Source organism: Pseudomonas sp. YQ_6 (assembly GCF_043103245.1).
Lineage (GTDB): Bacteria > Pseudomonadota > Gammaproteobacteria > Pseudomonadales > Pseudomonadaceae > Aquipseudomonas > Aquipseudomonas alloputida.
In genome coordinates this window covers 155,588-173,908 of the sequence record NZ_JBICJR010000038.1, presented here as the reverse complement: position 1 = coordinate 173,908, position 18,321 = coordinate 155,588, and the positions used below count along the sequence as shown (strand labels likewise).

The following is an 18,321-nucleotide window of genomic DNA, read 5'->3' as shown; positions in this document are numbered from 1 at the left end:
AATTTTATGGAGTTGAGTTTCCATGGCCAAAATCGCCCCGCAATTGCCAATCGAAGTCGACAGCGAGACCGGTGTCTGGACCAGCGACGCCTTGCCGATGCTGTATGTGCCTCGGCATTTCTTCGTCAATAACCATATGGGCATCGAGGAAGTGCTGGGCGCCGACGCCTATGCCGAGATCCTCTACAAGGCTGGCTACAAGTCTGCCTGGCACTGGTGTGAAAAAGAGGCCGAGTGCCATGGCCTGGAAGGCGTGGCGGTGTTCGAGCACTACATGAAGCGCCTGAGCCAGCGTGGCTGGGGCCTGTTCGAGATCCAGGATATCGACCTGGATAAAGGTACCTGCAGCGTCAAGCTCAAGCACTCTGCGTTCGTGTACGTCTATGGCAAGTGTGGCCGCAAGGTCGACTACATGTTCACCGGCTGGTTCGCTGGCGCGATGGACCAGATTCTCGCTGCCCGCGGCAGCAAGATCCGCACCGTGGCCGAGCAGGTCTATGGCGGGTCGGAAGAAGGCCACGAAGATGGCCTGTTCGTTACAAAGCCGTTGTAAGCCGGAGATAGCGTCATGGCATTCGAAGCAATGTTCCAGCCGATCCAGATCGGCAAACTGACCATCCGCAACCGTGTGCTCAGCACCGCGCATGCCGAGGTCTACGCCACTGACGGCGGCATGACGACCGACCGCTACGTGAAGTATTACGAAGAGAAGGCCAAGGGCGGCATCGGCCTGGCCATCTGTGGCGGCTCGTCGGTGGTGGCCATCGACAGCCCACAGGAATGGTGGGCATCGGTCAACCTGTCGACCGACCGCATCATCCCGCACTTCCAGAACCTTGCCGACGCCATGCACAAGCATGGCGCCAAGATCATGATCCAGATTACCCACATGGGCCGTCGCTCGCGCTGGGACGGCTTCAACTGGCCGACGCTGATGTCGCCGTCGGGCATTCGCGAACCTGTGCACCGCGCCACCTGCAAAACCATCGAGGTGGAAGAGATCTGGCGGGTAATCGGCAACTACGCGCAGGCTGCGCGTCGCGCCAAAGAGGGCGGCCTGGACGGCGTGGAATTGTCGGCGGTGCACCAGCACATGATCGACCAGTTCTGGAGCCCGCGGGTCAACAAGCGTACCGACGAATGGGGCGGCACCTTTGAAGGCCGCATGAAATTCGGCCTGGAAGTATTGAAAGCCGTACGCGCCGAAGTGGGTGACGACTTCTGCGTGGGCATGCGTATCTGTGGTGACGAGTTCCACCCTGATGGCCTCAGCCACGAGGACATGAAGCAGATCGCCGCCTACTACGACGCCACCGGCATGCTCGACTTCATCGGCGTGGTCGGCTCGGGTTGCGATACCCACAACACCCTGGCCAACGTCATCCCCAACATGAGCTACCCGCCGGAGCCGTTCCTGCACCTGGCGGCCGGTATCAAGGAAGTGGTCAAGGTCCCGGTGCTGCACGCGCAGAACATCAAAGACCCGAACCAGGCCACGCGCATCCTTGAAGGCGGCTACGTGGACATGGTCGGCATGACCCGTGCGCATATGGCCGACCCGCACCTGATCGCCAAGATCAAGATGGGCCAGATCGACCAGATCAAGCAGTGCGTCGGTGCCAACTACTGCATCGACCGCCAGTACCAGGGCCTGGATGTGCTGTGCATCCAGAACGCCGCGACCTCCCGTGAATACATGGGGGTGCCGCACATCATCGAAAAAACCACCGGCGTCAAGCGCAAGGTGGTGGTGGTTGGCGCAGGCCCTGCCGGCATGGAAGCGGCCCGCGTGGCTGCTGAACGCGGCCACGACGTAACTCTGTTCGAGAAGAGGGACCAGATTGGCGGGCAGATCACCATCGCCGCCAAGGCACCGCAGCGTGACCAGATTGCCGGTATCACCCGCTGGTACCAGCTTGAACTGGCTCGCCTGAAAGTCGACTTGCGCCTTGGCACCGCCGCTGATGTGGCTGCCATCCAGGACCTGCGCCCGGACGTCATCGTGCTGGCGGTAGGTGGGCACTCGTTCCTGGAGCAGAATGAGCACTGGGGCGCCGCTGAAGGGCTGGTGGTCAGCAGCTGGGATGTGCTCGATGGCAAGGTAGCGCCGGGCAAGAACGTGCTGGTGTACGACACCATCTGCGAATTCACCGGTATGTCGGTAGCTGACTTCATCGCTGACAAAGGCAGCCAGGTCGAGATCGTCACCGACGATATCAAGCCAGGCGTGGCCATGGGTGGTACTACCTTCCCCACCTACTACCGCAGCATGTACCCCAAAGAAGTGATCATGACCGGCGACATGATGCTGGAAAAGGTCTACCGCGAAGGCGACAAGCTGGTTGCGGTACTGGAGAACGAATACACCGGCGCCAAGGAAGAGCGCGTGGTCGATCAAGTCGTGGTTGAGAACGGTGTGCGCCCTGACGAAGAGCTGTACTACGCGCTCAAGGAAGGTTCGCGCAACAAGGGCCAGATCGACGTGGAGGCGCTGTTCGCCATCAAGCCACAGCCGATCCTGAGCCAGCCGGGCGAAGGCTACCTGCTGTACCGCATCGGCGACTGCGTGGCCCAGCGCAACGTGCATGCGGCGATTTACGACGCCTTGCGCCTGTGTAAGGACTTCTGATCGTTAACAGTCGCCGCCATCGGGCGCGATCCCTGTAGGAGCGGGTTTACCCGCGAATGCGTCAGCACTGACAACACTGTTGCCTGACCGGACGCATTCGCGGGTAAACCCGCTCCTACATGGGGCCAGTCTCGCCCTCTGGTCGGCGCAAGAATCCAGCTGTTTGTGGGAGTCTCCCATGTTGAACACCCTTCTACCCATCCTGCTGTTCGCTGCCCTTGGCCTGGCAGTGCTCGGTGCCTTGCGCCGGGTGCGCATGTGGCGCCGTGGCCGGCCGTCCAAGGTCAACCTGATCGGCGGCCTGCTGGCCATGCCGCGCCGCTACCTGGTGGACCTGCACCACGTGGTTGAGCGCGACAAATACATGTCCAAGACCCACGTGGCCACTGCGGGCGGCTTTGTGCTGTCTGCTGTCCTGGCCATTCTGGTGCATGGTTTTGGCCTGCAGAGCAAGATTCTCGGCTACGCACTGCTGGTCGCTACGGTGATCATGTTCACCGGTGCGATCTTTGTCTTCAAACGCCGCCTCAACCCGCCTTCTCGCCTGTCCAAGGGCCCGTGGATGCGCCTGCCGAAGAGTTTGCTGGCGTTCGCCGTGAGCTTCTTCATTGCCACCCTGCCGGTCGCCGGTATCCTGCCGGCCAACACCGGTGGCTGGGTGATGGTCGCCGTTCTGGGCCTGGGCGTGCTGTGGGGTGTGTCGGAGCTGTTCTTTGGCATGACCTGGGGCGGCCCGATGAAGCACGCCTTCGCCGGTGCCTTGCACCTGGCCTGGCACCGCCGTGCCGATCGCTTCGGCGGCGGCCGCTCCACCGGCCTCAAGCCGCTGGACCTGGAAGACCCGAACGCTCCCCTTGGCGTGGAAAAGCCGGTGGACTTCACCTGGAACCAGCTGCTGGGCTTCGATGCCTGCGTGCAGTGCGGTAAATGTGAAGCCATGTGCCCGGCCTTTGCCGCTGGCCAGCCGCTGAACCCGAAAAAACTCATCCAGGACATGGTCATCGGCCTTGCCGGTGGCACTGACGCGCAATTCGCCGGTAGCCCATACCCTGGCAAACCGATCGGCGAACACGGCGGCAATCCACACCAGCCGATCGTCAATGGCCTGGTCGACGCCGAGACGCTGTGGTCCTGCACCACCTGCCGTGCCTGCGTCGAGGAGTGCCCGATGATGATCGAGCACGTCGATGCCATCGTCGACATGCGCCGCCACCTCACCCTGGAAAAGGGCGCCACCCCGAACAAGGGCGCCGAGGTGCTGGACAACCTGATCGCCACCGACAACCCGGGCGGCTTCGCCCCCGGCGGGCGCATGAACTGGGCTGCCGACCTTAACCTGCGGCTGCTGTCTGAAGTGAAAGCGACCGAAGTGTTGTTCTGGGTCGGTGATGGTGCCTTCGACATGCGTAACCAGCGCACTTTGCGTTCGTTTGTCAAAGTACTGAAAGCCTCGGGTGTGGACTTCGCCGTACTCGGCCTGGAAGAGCGCGACAGCGGCGACGTGGCGCGCCGCCTGGGCGATGAGGCAACCTTCCAGCAACTGGCCAAGCGCAACATCCAGACCCTGGCCAAGTACAAGTTCCAGCGCATCGTCACCTGCGATCCGCACAGCTTCCATGTGCTGAAGAACGAATACGGCGCTCTGGGCGGTAACTACCAGGTGCAGCACCACAGCACCTACATCGCCGAACTGATCGCGGCCAAGAAGCTCAACCTGGGCCAGCACAAGGGCGGCAGCGTCACCTACCACGATCCGTGCTACCTGGGCCGCTACAACGGCGAGTATGAAGCCCCGCGCGAAGTGCTCAAGGCGCTAGGTATCGAGGTGCGCGAGATGCAGCGTTCGGGCTTCCGTTCCCGTTGCTGCGGTGGTGGTGGCGGTGCGCCGATCACTGACATCCCTGGCAAGCAGCGTATTCCGGATATGCGCATGGACGACATTCGTGAGACCGAGGCTGAGCTGGTAGCCGTGGGTTGCCCGCAGTGCACCGCCATGCTTGAAGGCGTGGTCGAGCCGCGCCCACAGATCAAGGACTTGGCCGAACTGGTGGCCGACGTGCTGATCGAGGAGGACGCATCCACTGTCCCAAAGCCGCAAACGGCTAAACGTGAACCTGCGGAGGTGCACTGATGAGCGACATTATCCGCCGCGACCCACGCGCCGAGTGGATCGCCCGTAACCGTCTGCACCCGCTGCATGCCGCGATGCAGACGCAGCAGACCAGCTGGATGGGGCCTAACGGCATCATCCGCAAGAACCCACATGCAATTGCCGCGGGCTTTGTCGGCCCGGCCGGCATCAAGCGCATCGACCGCAGCGGCGCCCAGCAGGGCACCGGCGCGGGCGGGCGGCGCACGGCAGCAGCCGAGGTCAAGTTGCCCCTGCACCAGGTGGCGGCGCCGGCGTTCTACATTGCCGTCGTGCCGGACATGGTTGGCGGCCGCCTGAGCAGCCACGACCGCGACCTGCTTGGCCTGGCCCACAGCCTGGCCGGCAGCGACGGGGCGGTGCTGGCCGTGGTGTTCAACGAGCACAAGGAAAGCAACTTTTCCACAGCCGGTGTCGACCGCCTCCTGGTTATCGAAGGCGAGGCCTTTGAAGGTTATGCACCGGAGCAACTGGTGCAAGGCCTGCGGGCTGTGGATAACCAGTTCGCGCCGCGCCACTGGCTGCTGCCCGACAGCCGCACCGGTGGCGGTGAACTGGGTCGGCGCCTGGGCGCCGCGCTGGGCGAGCGCCCGGCAACGCGGGTATGGCAGGTCAAGGACGGCCAGTGCATCGGCCGCGCCGGTGCCGGCCAGCAAGACCTGCAACGCGCCGTGCCGCGCCTGATCCTGGCGGCGGCCGAGTGCGCCGAGCCGGTCAGCGAAACCCGTCACGAAGCGCTGCCGGTGGAGTTGTCCACAAGCGTGGTACGCAGCCTGCCGCGCATCGAAGACCTTGGCTCGGTGGCCGTCGACCCGGCCACCATTGCCATGGCCGAAGCGGAGTTCATCGTCTCGGGCGGCAACGGAGTCAAGGACTGGGACCTGTACCACAAGGCCACCGCAGCCCTCGGCGCTACCGAAGGTGCCTCGCGGGTGGCAGTGGACGATGGCTTTATGCCGCGCAACCGCCAGGTGGGGGCAACCGGCACCTGGGTTACCGCGCGTGTATACGTGGCTGTGGGTATCTCGGGCGCGATCCAGCACCTGCAGGGTATCGGTGCCTGCGACAAGGTGGTGGCGATCAACATGGACCCGGGCTGCGACATGATCAAACGGGCTGACCTGTCGGTGATTGGCGACAGCTCGGCGATTCTCAAGGCGCTGATCGAGGCTGTGGACAACTACCGCAGCGGCGGCCAGCGCGACGCGGCATAAGGGCACGAGCATGAGTACGAAAGTGATCAGCCTGGTTTCCATTGGTGCCCACCCCAGCTCTGGCCGCGCCCGCCGCGCCGAGCAGGATGCCCGTGCCGTGGAGCTGGGTTTGCAGCTGGCTGGGGATAACTTGCAGGTGGTGCATGCGGGCGATCCACAGGAAGAGGCCTTGCGCGCTTACCTGGGCATGGGCCTGGACCACCTCGATGTGCTGGAGCAACCGGCCGGGGCCGATGTGCTGGGCGTGCTGGGCGATTATCTGCGCGACGCCGGGGCCCAACTGGTGCTGACTGGCAGCCAGGCCGAGACTGGCGAGGGGTCGGGCATGTTGCCGTTCCTGCTGGCCGAAAAGCTCGGCTGGCCGCTGATTGTCGGGTTGGCTGAGGTGGAGTCGATCGACAACGGCACCGCGCAGGTGTTGCAGGCTCTGCCGCGTGGTCAGCGGCGTCGCTTGAAGGTGCGTCTGCCATTGCTGGCGACTGTGGATAACGCTGCGCCCAAGCCGCGCCAGAGTGCTTTTGGGCCTGCGCGTCGGGGGGTATTGGCGGCGCGTAACGTGGCCATTGTCGAAGATGAGCTGTTGGCTGAAGCCGAGCTGCAACCGGCCCGTCCAAGGCCCAAGCGCTTGAAGGTGATCAAGGCCAAGAGTGGCGCCGACCGCATGAAGGCCGCGACGGCCAAGGCCAGTGGCGGTGGTGGCAAGGTGCTGAAGGACGTTTCGCCGCAGGAAGGCGCTGAGGCGATCCTCAAGTTGCTGGTGGAAGAGGGCGTATTGCGCTGAGTCCCGTGGGGGCGGCCTGTGTGACGCGATGGGCCGCTTGGCAGCCCCCTGACAATCCTGAGGCAGAATCCAGATCCTGGGGCCGCGCTGCGGCCCCTGCGACACAATCCATAGCCCAGTTCCCTGTGCATAAGTTATTCATTTCCCCCGTCACATGCCTGGATTCCAGCAAACTGGACGAACTGTCAGGTACGCTCCGTTTTGCCCACGGAATCTGTTCGCCAAGGTGTGGATAAATTGTTGGTGCATGGCTAGGAGCCTTATATAACGGCGCTTACACGGTTTAGATCATAAAATGATCAGCTTCCGTCGGCTTCGCCTGAGGCGGTCAATGCTGGTTCTTGTCGGGGCTTTCCCACAATCTCTGTTAGCCGCTCTGTGGATAATCTGTTTGAGAGCGGCTGTAGGCCCCGCCGTTCCTGTCTTCGAATGCTTTGATCAGAAAACAGCCAATCGGGCTCTAACACTGCTCTGGCATACGTTCTTGGTGAGTGCAGGTAAAAACTCAGGATCACCCAAGTCAAAACCTGTGAATAAGTACCAAGAACCTATCATTTCTATCAGTTAGCAGTCCTGTTTCAGGCGAGTAGAATGAGCGATCACTATCGGCTGAGCGTTCATCATGCATGGCATGCTGCAACCCGTTATCCCTACCCATATGGGCGGGATTCCAAGGTCGTATTCAGCATACGGGGCCTATGCTGGTGCAAGGAATATTGCCTTCGCCGGGCAGATGGTCGATCGCCTGACGGGTTGCTATCACCTGGGCAACGGCCGGCGAACCTACAACCCTGTGCTGATGCGCTTTCACTCTGCCGACTCACTCAGCCCTTTCTCAGATGGTGGGCTGAATGCCTATGCCTATTGTAATGGCGACCCGATCAACCGGGTCGACCCCAGTGGCGCTTACCCGGTCACCTCCGCCCGCAACCGGGTCGACGTGATTAGCCCGGCGATCAGTGGCATAAGCATGTTTTCAAGTTCGGTGACGCTGGGCGGGGCTGTCGCACGAACGGCCAGAAACGTGGTCGCCGACCTGCAAAGCCAGCATTCCGGTGCGGAATATACCGCGCCGAGCCTAAGATCCCGGATTGGTAATACTAGCCTTTTCTACACAGGAGTAATGGGGGTTGCAGGCACCGCAATGAGCGGAGTCGAACAAGGGTGGATTGGTAATGTACTGACCAGTCACGGCCGTCGCCTGGGGCTGGGCAACGCAATTGGGAACATCAGCGGTGGCTTGTTCTCCAACGCCGAGGCGGCACAGGCTGTATGGAGGGGGGTAGGACAGCCCGGAGTGTCGGGGGTAAGGGTAGCCTGGGAGACGGTCTATGAAGTCACCGGTGTGCGGATGGTTTTCGAAGGGGCTTCGTACGTGTGGGGCAGAAGCATGGCACTAGGGGCCAGGATCGCTTCGGCAGGTCGAGCAGCTGCGGATGCGTGGCGTCGCTGGGGTACTGAACCCAGTGCGCCGCCTCAGTCTCCGAATCGGGACATAAGGCGACCATAAACCCACTGGCACGGCAATTTGCCGTGCCAGTGGGTGGTACGGGTTACTGCGCCTGCACTTCCTTCAGATACGGCGCAGGCTCTGCTCCCAGGTTGTTCAGTAGCCGCCCGCTGTACCAGTCAATGAAGTTCACCACACCAAACTCGTAAGTCTTCGAATACGGGCCAGGCTGGTACGCCGTGGAGTTGATCCCACGCTGATTCTCTTCCGCCAGACGGCGGTCCTGGTCGTTGGTGGCGTCCCACACCTTGCGCATGTTCTCGGGGTTGTAGTCCACACCTTCGACGGCATCCTTGTGCACCAGCCACTTGGTGGTGACCATGGTCTCCTGGGCGCTGATCGGCCACACGGTGAACACGATCATGTGGTCGCCCATGCAGTGGTTCCACGAGTGCGGCAGGTGCAGGATGCGCATCGAGCCAAGGTCCGGGTTCTTGATGCGACCCATCAGCTTCTGGCAGGCCTGCTTGCCGTCCATGGTCATCGACACGGTGCCCTTGAGCAGCGGCATGCGCACGATGCGGTTACGCAGGCCGTGGCTCTTGTGCAGGTACGGGATCTTCTCGGCTTCCCAGGCAGCGGCGGAGGCGGCCACGTGGTCCTTGAATTCCTGGCTGGCGCGCGGGTCGTTGGTGTCGTCCCACTCCAACAGGGTTTGCAGCAGTTCCGGGTGCGAACCGTTGCAGTGGTAGCACTCGCGGTTGTTTTCCAGCACCAGTTTCCAGTTGGCCTTTTCCATCAAGGTGGTTTGCACCGCCACCTTGGTGTTCTCCATGTCGTACGGTTCCATGTAATGGTCCAGCGTGGCCAGGAACTCGTCGATGGCAGGCGGGTTTTCCGCCAGGCTGATGAAGATGTAGCCGCCGGCAACCTTCACGTTCACGGGCTTGAGGCCGTACTGGTTCATATCGAAGTCAGCACCCATCTCTGTGCCGGCGAACAGCAGGCGGCCGTCCAGCTCGTAAGTCCACTGGTGATATGGGCACACCAGTTTGGCCACCTTGCCTTTCTCGCTGACGCACAGGCGCGAGCCGCGGTGGCGGCAGACGTTGTGGAAGGCATGCACCTTGCCTTCGGCACCGCGCACCACAATGATCGGGTTCTTGCCGATCTGCAGGGTGATGTAGTTGCCCTTGGCCGGGATCTCGCAGGTCATGCCGGCGATCAACCATTCTTTATGGAAGATCTCCTGCATGTCGATCTGGAACAGACGCTCGTCGGTGTAGAAAGGCTGGGGCAGCGAGTAGGTGCGCTCGCGGGTCTGCAGCATCTCGGCGGTAGCCTTGCGTGCAGGTTCAAGTGGATCGCCCAGGCTCAGGGTTGCGGTGACGTCCATCGTGTATTCCTCGGGGCCGTATGCGGCCGGCAAAAGGTGGCTAATCGTTGTTGTGGTGCCGCAAGGCTGCTTCAGATAAAACAGCTAGTTCTTTTGCCGTGGAGTGTGCGTCCGAAGACGCCGCGAACCGTATCCATGGGCGACATGGCCGATTTGAATAACGACGCGCCAGCCCTTGTGCCACGGGGCTGGTCGCGATAAGCACGTCGATGTCGCAGGCAGGAATGTGCGTCGCCTTCAGCTTGCGCATTATCGCAGCCATGAAAAGGGCCATAGTCGGCCGCTGGAGATGAACATGTCCGATACCTTCCTCAATCCGGTCACTACCCAGACCTGGGCCAACGGCCGCCACATCGTGCGCTGCGTCAAGGTCATCCAGGAGACCTGGGACGTGCGCACCTTCTGCTTCATGGCCGACCAGCCGATCATGTTCTTCTTCAAGCCAGGGCAGTTCGTCACCCTGGAGCTGGAGATCGAAGGCAAGCCCGTGATGCGGTCCTACACCATCTCCAGTTCGCCGTCAGTGCCCTACAGCTTCTCTATCACCGTCAAGCGCGTGCCGGGCGGCTTGGTCTCCAACTTCCTGCACGACACCATGCACGAAGGCCTCGAGCTGCCGGTGCACGGCCCTGTGGGCCTTTTCAACGCCATCGACTTCCCGTCGGGCAAGGTGCTGTACCTGTCGGGTGGCGTGGGCATTACCCCGGTGATGTCGATGGCGCGCTGGTTCTACGACACCAACGCCAATGTCGACATGGTGTTCGTGCACAGCGCCCGTTCGCCGAAGGACATCATCTATCACCGCGAGCTGGAGCAGATGGCTTCGCGCATCCCCAACTTCAGCCTGCACATCATTTGCGAAAAGCATGGCCTGGGCGAGCCGTGGGCAGGTTACCGCGGTTACCTGAACCAGCGGCTGATGGAACTGATCGCGCCGGACTACATGGAGCGCGTGGTGTTCTGCTGCGGCCCGACGCCGTACATGACAGCGGTCAAGCGCCTGCTCGAAGCGGTCGGCTTCGACATGGCGAATTACCACGAGGAGTCGTTCGGCGCGACGCCGGCGGAAGCCAAGGCCGATGCCGTGGAGCACGCCGAGCAGGCGGCCGATGCACCTGAGCTGGACGTTTCCGACCTCAATCTGGTGGAGTTCATCGGCAGCGAGAAGAGCATCCGCATCGCCCCGGGCGAGACCGTGCATGCGGCGGCAGCCAAGGTTGGTCTGATGATCCCGAAAGCCTGCGGCATGGGCATCTGCGGCACCTGCAAGGTGCTCAAGCTGGGCGGCGAGGTGGAGATGGAGCACAACGGCGGGATTACCGAAGAGGACGAAGCCGAGGGCTACATCCTGTCGTGCTGCAGCGTGCCGAAAGGGGATGTGCGGATCGATTACTGATCCAGTGGCCAGTCTGGATTCTTCGCGGGCACGCCCGCTCCCACAGGGTCATCGCTATCTTCAGGACTGCGGTGAACCTTGTGGGAGCGGGCGTGCCCGCGAATGCTTCTAGGTGCGGAACCGGGCTACCAGGCCATTGAGGTCTACCGCCAGGCGCGACAGCTCGGCACTCGCCGCGCTGGTCTGATGCGCCCCGGTAGCACTCTGCACCGACAGGTCATTGATGTTCACCAGGTTGCGGTCCACTTCCCGCGCTACCTGGGCCTGCTCTTCGGCCGCACTGGCAATCACCAGGTTGCGCTCGTTGATCTGCGCCACCGCGCCGGCGATGGTGTCCAGTGCCATGCCCGCGCCACGGGCGATGTTCAGTGTCGACTCCGCACGCTCGGTGCTGGTGCGCATCGATTCTACCGCCTCTTCCGTACCGCCCTGGATGCTGCCGATCATGCGCTCGATTTCGCTGGTCGACTGTTGTGTACGATGGGCCAATGCCCGCACTTCATCGGCGACCACGGCAAAACCACGGCCCGCTTCACCGGCCCGCGCGGCTTCGATGGCTGCGTTGAGCGCCAGCAGGTTGGTCTGGTCGGCCAGGCCACGGATCACGTCGAGCACCTTGCCAATGTCGCGCGACTGTTCTGCCAGGTGGGTAATCAGCTTGGCGGTGGCCTGCACATCACCACTCATGCGCTCGATCGCACCAACGGTTTCCATCACCAGGTCACGACCATCACCGGTGGAGCGGCTGGCTTCACTGGAGGCTTCGGAAGTGCTCACGGCATTGCGCGCCACTTCTTCCACCGCACTGGTCATTTCGGTGACTGCAGTGGCGGCCTGTTCAATCTCATTGTTCTGCTGCTGCAGGCCACGGGCACTTTCGTCGGTGACGGCATTCAACTCTTCTGCCGCTGAGGCCAGCTGGGTGGCGGAGCCGGCGATCTGCTGCAAGGTGTCGCGCAGCTTGTCCTGCATGCGCGCCATGGCGCGCAACAGCCGGGCGGCTTCGTCGGTGCCCTCTGCGCGGATGACGTGGGTCAGGTCGCCGTCGGCGACTTGCTCGGCGCATTTGAGTGCTTCTTCGATCGGCTTGACGATACTGCGGGTCAGCAGGAAAGCACAGGCGAAGGTCAGTACGGTGGCGGCAACCAGCAGGCCGATCACCAGAGCGAAAGCGCCGGCATACTGGTTGGCGGCTTTTTCGTTGGTGGCGCGAGTCTGGTCAGTGTTGATGCGTACCAAGGTGTCCATGACCTTGTTGATCTGCTCGGAGTTGGCCAGCAGGTCGCGGTTGAGCAGGTCACGCAATTCATCCAGGCGGTCGGCCTGGCTCAGTGTGCGCATGCGCGATTCCAACTGGCGGTACTGGTTGAGCAACTGACCGTACTGGTCGAATGCTGCCTGTTCGTCGGCGGCGACGATCATTGGCAGGTAGGCCTGGCGTGCCCGGTCGATCTGGCTGTTGCGCTGGTCCAGCAGATCGAGGGTATCGCGTTGGGTTGCCGGCTCGCGGTTGAGCAGCAGGCGGTAGGAAAGCGTGCGCATGCGCAGGTTCAGCGCGGTGAGTTCGTCGAGGATCTTGATGCTGGGCACGCTGACTTGCTCGATGGCAACGCCCGCCTGGCGGATGTTGCCCATCTGCACCAGGGAGAAGATACCAAGGCCGAGCATCAGCAGGCCGATGAGCGCGAAGCCGAGAAGCGCGCGCGGGGCGATATTCATGTTGCGTAGGGACATGGAGAGGAGGATCCAGGCAAGTGGGAAAAGAGCGACAAAATATGACTTGCCGGGCTATCGGTCGTGACTGGCCAGTCTTGAATGCGTTCGGGGAAAATGGTGCAACCGCTGACCTTTTCCTGACCGGCGGTTGATCCAGGTCGGAACAAGGGGTCGATTACCCTGTCAATCTGCGGGTTCGACACCTTATGAATCCGATATTTAATGGCGATAAGGCGCACTTTTCTTTATCGTGTGTGCCCCTCGCAACAACCTGAGATAGACCCATGCTGGAAGCTTCCCTGAATCAAATCGAGCAACTGGTCAGCGACCTGATGCAGAAAAACGCTCAACTCATCGAGCAGAACACCGCCCTTGGCCAGGAACTGGCCCAGGCCAAGGAAGAGAACGAAACCCTGCAGCTGTCGCTGATGGAGCAGGAAGAGAAGAACGGCGCTACCGCAGCACGCATCCAGGCCTTGGTCGAGCGTGCCAGCGCGGGCGTTGTTGGCGCATGAGACTGCAGGAGCAGCCGATCAATGTCGTGTCGATCCTCGGCATCGACTATTCGATCAAGGCGCCCGAAGGCCAGGAAGAAACCCTGGCCCAGGCGGTACGGATGCTCAACAAAGCCCTTAACGAGACCAAGCGTCAGTACCCGACCTTGATCGGTGACAAACTGCTGGTGCTGGCTGCCCTTAACCTGTGCTCCAAACAGGTCGAACTGCAGAAAGAGCATCAGCAGACCCTTGCGCGAACTCAAGCGCAGATCGACGCCACGGTGGATGCCATCGTGCGGACCATCGCTGAGCAATAAGGCCTTACACCGCCCCCCCCCGTAGGAGCGGGTTCACCCGCGAATGCGTCAGTGGCTTGAACACCGCATTCGCGGGTAAACCCGCTCCTACACGGTGCATCTGATTGCTTCAGATCACTGGATTAACTGGATACGCAAGTGTATACACTTTCCGCAAAACAATAATGTGCGGGGAGTAGGGGCATGCGTATCTGGCGTAAGAGCATCCAGTTGCAATTGATCACCAGCATGGGCGCTGCCCTGCTGGCGAGCATCCTGGTGGTGGTCATTATCTTCACCGTGGCGCTCAATCGCCTCACCGACCGCTACCTGGTCGACACTGCCCTGCCAGCCAGCATCGAGGCTATCCGCAACGACATCGAGCGCATGCTGGGCCAACCGTTGGTCGCTGCCGCGGACATTGCCGGTAACACCCTGCTGCGCGACTGGCTTGCTGCCGGTGAAGATCCCGCACAGGTACCCCAATTCATCGAATACCTGACCGCCGCCAAACAACGCAACCACGCCTTTACTACGCTGTTTGCCTCGACTGAAACCGGCCACTACTACAACGAGAACGGCCTGGACCGCACCCTCAGCCGCAGCAACCCCAAGGACAAGTGGTTTTACGGTTACATCGACAGCGGCGCCGAACGGTTCATCAACATCGACATCGATGGTGCCACCGGCGAACTGGCTCTGTTCATCGACTATCGCGTGGAAAAGGAAGGCAAGCTGGTGGGTGTGGCCGGCATGGGCTTGCGCATGACCGAGTTATCGAAGCTGATCCACGACTTCAGCTTTGGCGAGCACGGCAAGGTATTCCTGGTGCGCAACGATGGCCTGATCCAGGTGCATCCCGATGCTGCTTTCAGTGGCAAGCGCCAGCTTGCCGAGCAGCTTGGCGCGGACGCAGCCAAAGGCGTCATGACCGGAGACGAGAGCCTGCGTAGCAGCCGCTTTAGCCGTGACGGTGAGCGCTACCTGGCGCTCGGCCTGCCGCTGCGCGACCTCAACTGGACCCTTGTGGCCGAAGTGCCAGAGTCAGAAATTTACGCGCAAATGCATCAGGCCGTCTGGCTGACCAGCCTGATCGGTGGCGCCGTAGCGTTGGTGTCACTGCTGTTGGTGGTACTGCTGGCGCGTGGCCTGGTGCGGCCGATCCGCCGCGTTACCGCCGCATTGGTTCAGATTGGCGGTGGGGCGGGTGATCTCAGCCATCGGCTGGACGATACGCGTCAGGATGAGCTGGGTGACCTGGCACGTGGTTTCAACCGCTTTCTGGACAGCCAACGCAGCCTGATCGGCGAGGTGTTGAGTACCTCCGAGCGGCTGCGGCGGGCCGTGGAGCAGGTAACCCAGGTGGTGGACAACACCGCCGAGCGTTCAGGGCGCCAGCAGGAGATGACCGAGATGGTCGCCACTGCTGTACACGAGATGGGCCTGACCGTGCAGGACATCGCCCGCAATGCCGGCGATGCGGCCCAGGCGTCCCAGTCGGCACGAGACGAGGCGTTGCAGGCCCGCGAGGTGGTGCAACGATCCATTCGTGGCATCGAGGGCATGTCGGGCGACATTGGCAAGGCGGCCGATGCGGTCAGCCAGCTGGCCGACGAAGTCGCCTCGGTCGATGAAGTGCTCGCGGTAATCCGCAGCATTTCCGAGCAAACCAACCTGCTCGCGCTGAACGCTGCCATCGAGGCCGCGCGGGCAGGGGAGATGGGGCGCGGGTTTGCTGTGGTGGCCGATGAAGTACGTACGCTGGCCCGGCGCACACAACTGTCCACCGATGAAGTGCAGCAGATGATCCAGCGCCTGAAGCTGGGTGCAGGTTCGGCGGTGTGTTCAATGCAGGCAGGGCAGCAGGCGACCGGCAGTGGCGTGGAGTCGAGCCAGCGCACCGGGGCATCGCTGAGCGCGATTACTGACCAGGTGGAGCACATCAGCGACATGAACCATCAGGTGGCCACGGCTACCGAGGAGCAGTCGGCGGTGACCGAGGAAATCAACCGCACGGTGCAGGGGATTTCCGATTTGGCGCGTGAGACGGCGGCGGAGGTTCGAGGGTGCCGAGAGGAGTGCCAGGCGTTGCGTGGGTTGGCTGATGACCTGGCGCGGCAGATGGGTGGGTTCAGGCTCTAGATCGCCGGGCCGCAAGGCGGCCCGGCACTCGCTCAGCCCCCAATGATCGTGCGGATATCCGCCGCCAGCTCACGCACCCGCGCTTCTTCGGTATCCCAAGAGCACATGAAGCGCGCGCCACCGCTGCCGATAAAGGTATAGAAGCGCCAGCCCTTGCCCCGCAGCGCCTCGATGGCGTGCTCTGGCATTTGCAGGAACACCCCGTTGGCCTCCACCGGGAACATCAGCTCTACTCCCGGCAGGTCACTGACCAGCGATGCCAGCAGTTGCGCGCAATGATTGGCGTGGTTGCCATGGCGTAACCAGGCGCCATCTTCCAGCAGCCCGACCCATGGCGCCGACAGAAAGCGCATTTTCGACGCCAGTTGCCCGGCCTGCTTGCAGCGATAATCGAAGTCTTCGGCCAGCTGGCGGTTGAAGAACAGAATCGCCTCGCCCACCGCCATGCCGTTCTTGGTGCCGCCAAAGCACAGCACATCCACACCGGCCTTCCAGGTCAGTTCTGCCGGGCTGCAGCCCAGGAACGCACAGGCATTGGTAAAGCGTGCGCCGTCCATGTGCAGGTTCAGGCCCAGCTCCTTGCAGGTGGCGCTGATCGCCTTCAGCTCGTCGGGGCGGTACACCGTGCCCACTTCGGTAGCCTGGGTAATGGTCACCACGCGCGGCTTGGGGTAGTGGATATCCTGGCGTTTGAGCGCCACTTCGCGGATCGACTGTGGCGTCAGCTTGCCGTTGACGCTGGCCGCGGTCAGCAGCTTGGAGCCGTTGGAGAAAAACTCCGGTGCACCGCATTCGTCGGTTTCGACGTGGGCGGTCTCGGAGCAGATCACGCTGTGATAGCTCTGGCACAGCGATGCCAGGGCCAGGGAGTTGGCCGCGGTGCCGTTGAAGGCGAAGAACACTTCGCAGTCGGTTTCGAACAGATTGCGGAAGTACTCCGATGCACGCTCGGTCCACTGGTCGTCGCCGTAGGCGCGGTCGTGGCCGCGGTTGGCTTTCTCCATCGCCGCCCAGGCTTCGGGGCAGATGCCGGAATAATTGTCGCTGGCGAATTGTTGGCTCTTGTCTGTCATGGCACGGTCCTGTGAACGACGCAGATCAGCACTCTAAACCATCGATTCAGCACTTGCCTATACAACCCGTGCAGCGATTTCTGTTCATTACTGTGCCGGCCTCTTCGCGGGCACGCCCGTTCCCACAATGGTCCTGCAAACGCCAATCACTGTGGGAGCGGGCGCGCCCGCGAAGTGGCCCGCATGGGCGGCACAAAGAGAATGTCGTAAACGCGCCATTGCAAGGCGTGCGCAGGCATCTGACCTGACCCCGCCAGTCATAACATCGCCACAAAGGGCCACAGTGCCCCACGACAAAAAACGATCGCTGCCGGGAGATACACAATGTTCAGCAAGCAAGACCAGATCCAGGGTTACGACGATGCACTGCTGGCGGCGATGAATGCCGAAGAACAGCGCCAGGAAGATCACATCGAGCTGATCGCCTCGGAGAACTACACCAGCAAGCGCGTCATGCAGGCCCAAGGCAGCGGCCTGACCAACAAGTACGCCGAAGGCTACCCTGGCAAGCGTTACTACGGTGGCTGCGAGCACGTAGACAAGGTAGAAGCCCTGGCCATCGAGCGCGCCAAGCAGCTGTTCGGTGCCGACTACGCAAACGTCCAGCCGCACTCCGGCTCGTCGGCCAACGGCGCGGTCTACCTGGCCCTGCTGCAAGCCGGTGACACCATCCTGGGCATGAGCCTGGCCCACGGTGGCCACCTGACCCACGGCGCCAAAGTGTCGTCCTCGGGCAAACTGTACAACGCAGTCCAGTACGGCATCGACACCAACACCGGCCTGATCGACTATGACGAAGTCGAGCGCCTGGCGGTCGAGCACAAGCCGAAAATGATCGTTGCCGGTTTCTCGGCCTACTCCAAGACCCTCGACTTCCCACGCTTCCGCGCCATCGCCGACAAGGTGGGCGCACTGCTGTTCGTCGACATGGCCCACGTTGCCGGCCTGGTTGCCGCTGGCCTGTACCCGAACCCGATCCCGTTCGCCGACGTGGTCACCACCACTACCCACAAGACCCTGCGCGGTCCGCGTGGCGGCCTGATCCTGGCCAAGTCGAACGAAGAGATCGAGAAAAAGCTGAACGCCGCTGTATTCCCGGGTGCCCAGGGTGGCCCGCTGATGCACGTGATCGCTGCCAAGGCGGTGTGCTTCAAGGAAGCGCTGGAGCCTGGATTCAAGGCATACCAGCAGCAAGTGATCGAGAACGCCCAGGCCATGGCCCAGGTGTTCATCGACCGTGGCTACGATGTGGTTTCCGGTGGCACCGACAACCACCTGTTCCTGGTCAGCCTGATCCGTCAGGGCCTGACTGGCAAAGACGCCGACGCCGCCCTGGGTCGTGCGCATATCACCGTCAACAAGAACGCCGTGCCGAACGACCCGCAGTCGCCGTTCGTCACTTCGGGCCTGCGTATCGGCACTCCGGCCGTCACCACCCGCGGCTTCAAGGTCGCTCAGTGCGTGGCCTTGGCTGGCTGGATTTGCGACATCCTCGACAACCTCGGTGACGCAGACGTCGAAGCCGATGTGGCGAAGAACGTCGCGGCCCTGTGCGCAGATTTCCCTGTCTACCGCTGAGTGG

At 62.1% G+C, this 18,321-nt stretch carries 14 protein-coding genes and 1 pseudogene; 12 read left to right on the top strand and 3 right to left on the bottom strand.

Translation table 11 applies throughout. The annotated features are described in order from the left end of the window. The first annotated feature begins 22 nt into the window (after positions 1 to 22). From ACF8FG_RS12570 to ACF8FG_RS12545, 6 genes are all read left to right on the top strand, one after another. Positions 23 to 553: a DUF5943 domain-containing protein gene (locus ACF8FG_RS12570; protein ID WP_003255698.1), complete on the top strand. Its 531-nt coding sequence runs from the start codon at positions 23 to 25 to the stop codon at positions 551 to 553. A 15-nt stretch (positions 554 to 568) separates the two neighbouring features. Further along, complete coding sequence (dgcA, locus tag ACF8FG_RS12565; RefSeq protein WP_003255697.1) at positions 569 to 2,629, top strand: dimethylglycine demethylation protein DgcA; 2,061 nt, start codon at positions 569 to 571, stop codon at positions 2,627 to 2,629. A 178-nt stretch (positions 2,630 to 2,807) separates the two neighbouring features. After that, positions 2,808 to 4,760 (top strand): dimethylglycine demethylation protein DgcB, encoded by a 1,953-nt coding sequence (gene dgcB / locus ACF8FG_RS12560; RefSeq protein ID WP_134698203.1) that lies wholly within the window; start codon positions 2,808 to 2,810, stop codon positions 4,758 to 4,760. Next, complete coding sequence (locus tag ACF8FG_RS12555) at positions 4,760 to 5,992, top strand: electron transfer flavoprotein subunit alpha/FixB family protein (protein ID WP_014589384.1); 1,233 nt, start codon at positions 4,760 to 4,762, stop codon at positions 5,990 to 5,992. The genes dgcB and ACF8FG_RS12555 overlap by 1 nt, the downstream gene beginning before the upstream one ends. Positions 5,993 to 6,002: 10 nt before the next feature. Next, positions 6,003 to 6,773, top strand: a complete 771-nt coding sequence (locus tag ACF8FG_RS12550; protein WP_003255694.1) for an electron transfer flavoprotein subunit beta — start codon at positions 6,003 to 6,005, stop codon at positions 6,771 to 6,773. A 622-nt stretch (positions 6,774 to 7,395) separates the two neighbouring features. Continuing rightward, positions 7,396 to 8,283: an RHS repeat-associated core domain-containing protein gene (locus ACF8FG_RS12545; RefSeq protein WP_041166823.1), complete on the top strand. Its 888-nt coding sequence runs from the start codon at positions 7,396 to 7,398 to the stop codon at positions 8,281 to 8,283. Between the two features lie 43 nt (positions 8,284 to 8,326). Here ACF8FG_RS12545 and gbcA read toward each other — a convergent pair whose 3' ends face one another. Then, positions 8,327 to 9,619: a glycine-betaine demethylase subunit GbcA gene (gene gbcA / locus ACF8FG_RS12540; RefSeq protein ID WP_014589386.1), complete on the bottom strand. Its 1,293-nt coding sequence runs from the start codon at positions 9,617 to 9,619 to the stop codon at positions 8,327 to 8,329. A gap of 295 nt (positions 9,620 to 9,914) precedes the next feature. On the opposite strand from gbcA, the gene gbcB reads away from it, so the two are divergent. After that, positions 9,915 to 11,015 (top strand): glycine-betaine demethylase subunit GbcB, encoded by a 1,101-nt coding sequence (gbcB, locus tag ACF8FG_RS12535; RefSeq protein ID WP_014589387.1) that lies wholly within the window; start codon positions 9,915 to 9,917, stop codon positions 11,013 to 11,015. A 108-nt stretch (positions 11,016 to 11,123) separates the two neighbouring features. Here the strand turns inward: gbcB and ACF8FG_RS12530 are convergent, their stop codons facing one another. Further along, the gene (locus tag ACF8FG_RS12530; protein ID WP_003255688.1) at positions 11,124 to 12,749 is read right to left on the bottom strand and encodes a methyl-accepting chemotaxis protein; all 1,626 of its coding nucleotides are present in this window, start codon (positions 12,747 to 12,749) and stop codon (positions 11,124 to 11,126) included. A 266-nt stretch (positions 12,750 to 13,015) separates the two neighbouring features. Here ACF8FG_RS12530 and ACF8FG_RS12525 point away from each other — a divergent pair, with 266 nt between their 5' ends. The 4 genes and pseudogenes from ACF8FG_RS12525 (at position 13,016) to ACF8FG_RS12510 (ending at position 15,666) form a co-directional block, all read left to right on the top strand. Beyond that, entirely contained in the window at positions 13,016 to 13,246 is a 231-nt protein-coding gene (locus ACF8FG_RS12525; protein WP_003255686.1) for a hypothetical protein, read from the top strand. After that, positions 13,243 to 13,545, top strand: coding sequence for a cell division protein ZapA (locus ACF8FG_RS12520; protein ID WP_003255684.1), 303 nt, complete (start codon positions 13,243 to 13,245; stop codon positions 13,543 to 13,545). Before ACF8FG_RS12525 ends, ACF8FG_RS12520 begins: the two co-directional genes overlap by 4 nt. Positions 13,546 to 13,728: 183 nt before the next feature. Beyond that, positions 13,729 to 14,802 (top strand): annotated as a pseudogene (gene mcpH / locus ACF8FG_RS12515) (methyl-accepting chemotaxis protein McpH); the annotation flags it as partial. 126 nt (positions 14,803 to 14,928) lie between these two features. Further along, positions 14,929 to 15,666, top strand: a complete 738-nt coding sequence (locus ACF8FG_RS12510) for a methyl-accepting chemotaxis protein (protein WP_392518849.1) — start codon at positions 14,929 to 14,931, stop codon at positions 15,664 to 15,666. A 32-nt stretch (positions 15,667 to 15,698) separates the two neighbouring features. Here ACF8FG_RS12510 and ACF8FG_RS12505 read toward each other — a convergent pair whose 3' ends face one another. Beyond that, positions 15,699 to 16,739: a low specificity L-threonine aldolase gene (locus ACF8FG_RS12505; RefSeq protein WP_014589389.1), complete on the bottom strand. Its 1,041-nt coding sequence runs from the start codon at positions 16,737 to 16,739 to the stop codon at positions 15,699 to 15,701. A gap of 324 nt (positions 16,740 to 17,063) precedes the next feature. Between ACF8FG_RS12505 and ACF8FG_RS12500 the strand changes: the two genes are divergently transcribed. Beyond that, entirely contained in the window at positions 17,064 to 18,317 is a 1,254-nt protein-coding gene (locus ACF8FG_RS12500) for a serine hydroxymethyltransferase (protein ID WP_003255681.1), read from the top strand. Positions 18,318 to 18,321: the final 4 nt, after the last annotated feature.

Coding starts and splice junctions, on each gene's coding strand:
- dgcB (WP_134698203.1), top strand. CDS start 2,808: ATGTTGAACACCCTTCTACCCATCCTGCTGTTCGCTGCCCTTGGCCTG.
- ACF8FG_RS12505 (WP_014589389.1), bottom strand. CDS start 16,739: ATGACAGACAAGAGCCAACAATTCGCCAGCGACAATTATTCCGGCATC.
- ACF8FG_RS12510 (WP_392518849.1), top strand. CDS start 14,929: ATGACCGAGATGGTCGCCACTGCTGTACACGAGATGGGCCTGACCGTG.
- ACF8FG_RS12555 (WP_014589384.1), top strand. CDS start 4,760: ATGAGCGACATTATCCGCCGCGACCCACGCGCCGAGTGGATCGCCCGT.
- gbcB (WP_014589387.1), top strand. CDS start 9,915: ATGTCCGATACCTTCCTCAATCCGGTCACTACCCAGACCTGGGCCAAC.
- ACF8FG_RS12550 (WP_003255694.1), top strand. CDS start 6,003: ATGAGTACGAAAGTGATCAGCCTGGTTTCCATTGGTGCCCACCCCAGC.
- dgcA (WP_003255697.1), top strand. CDS start 569: ATGGCATTCGAAGCAATGTTCCAGCCGATCCAGATCGGCAAACTGACC.
- ACF8FG_RS12570 (WP_003255698.1), top strand. CDS start 23: ATGGCCAAAATCGCCCCGCAATTGCCAATCGAAGTCGACAGCGAGACC.
- ACF8FG_RS12525 (WP_003255686.1), top strand. CDS start 13,016: ATGCTGGAAGCTTCCCTGAATCAAATCGAGCAACTGGTCAGCGACCTG.
- ACF8FG_RS12545 (WP_041166823.1), top strand. CDS start 7,396: ATGCATGGCATGCTGCAACCCGTTATCCCTACCCATATGGGCGGGATT.
- ACF8FG_RS12500 (WP_003255681.1), top strand. CDS start 17,064: ATGTTCAGCAAGCAAGACCAGATCCAGGGTTACGACGATGCACTGCTG.
- gbcA (WP_014589386.1), bottom strand. CDS start 9,619: ATGGACGTCACCGCAACCCTGAGCCTGGGCGATCCACTTGAACCTGCA.
- ACF8FG_RS12520 (WP_003255684.1), top strand. CDS start 13,243: ATGAGACTGCAGGAGCAGCCGATCAATGTCGTGTCGATCCTCGGCATC.
- ACF8FG_RS12530 (WP_003255688.1), bottom strand. CDS start 12,749: ATGTCCCTACGCAACATGAATATCGCCCCGCGCGCGCTTCTCGGCTTC.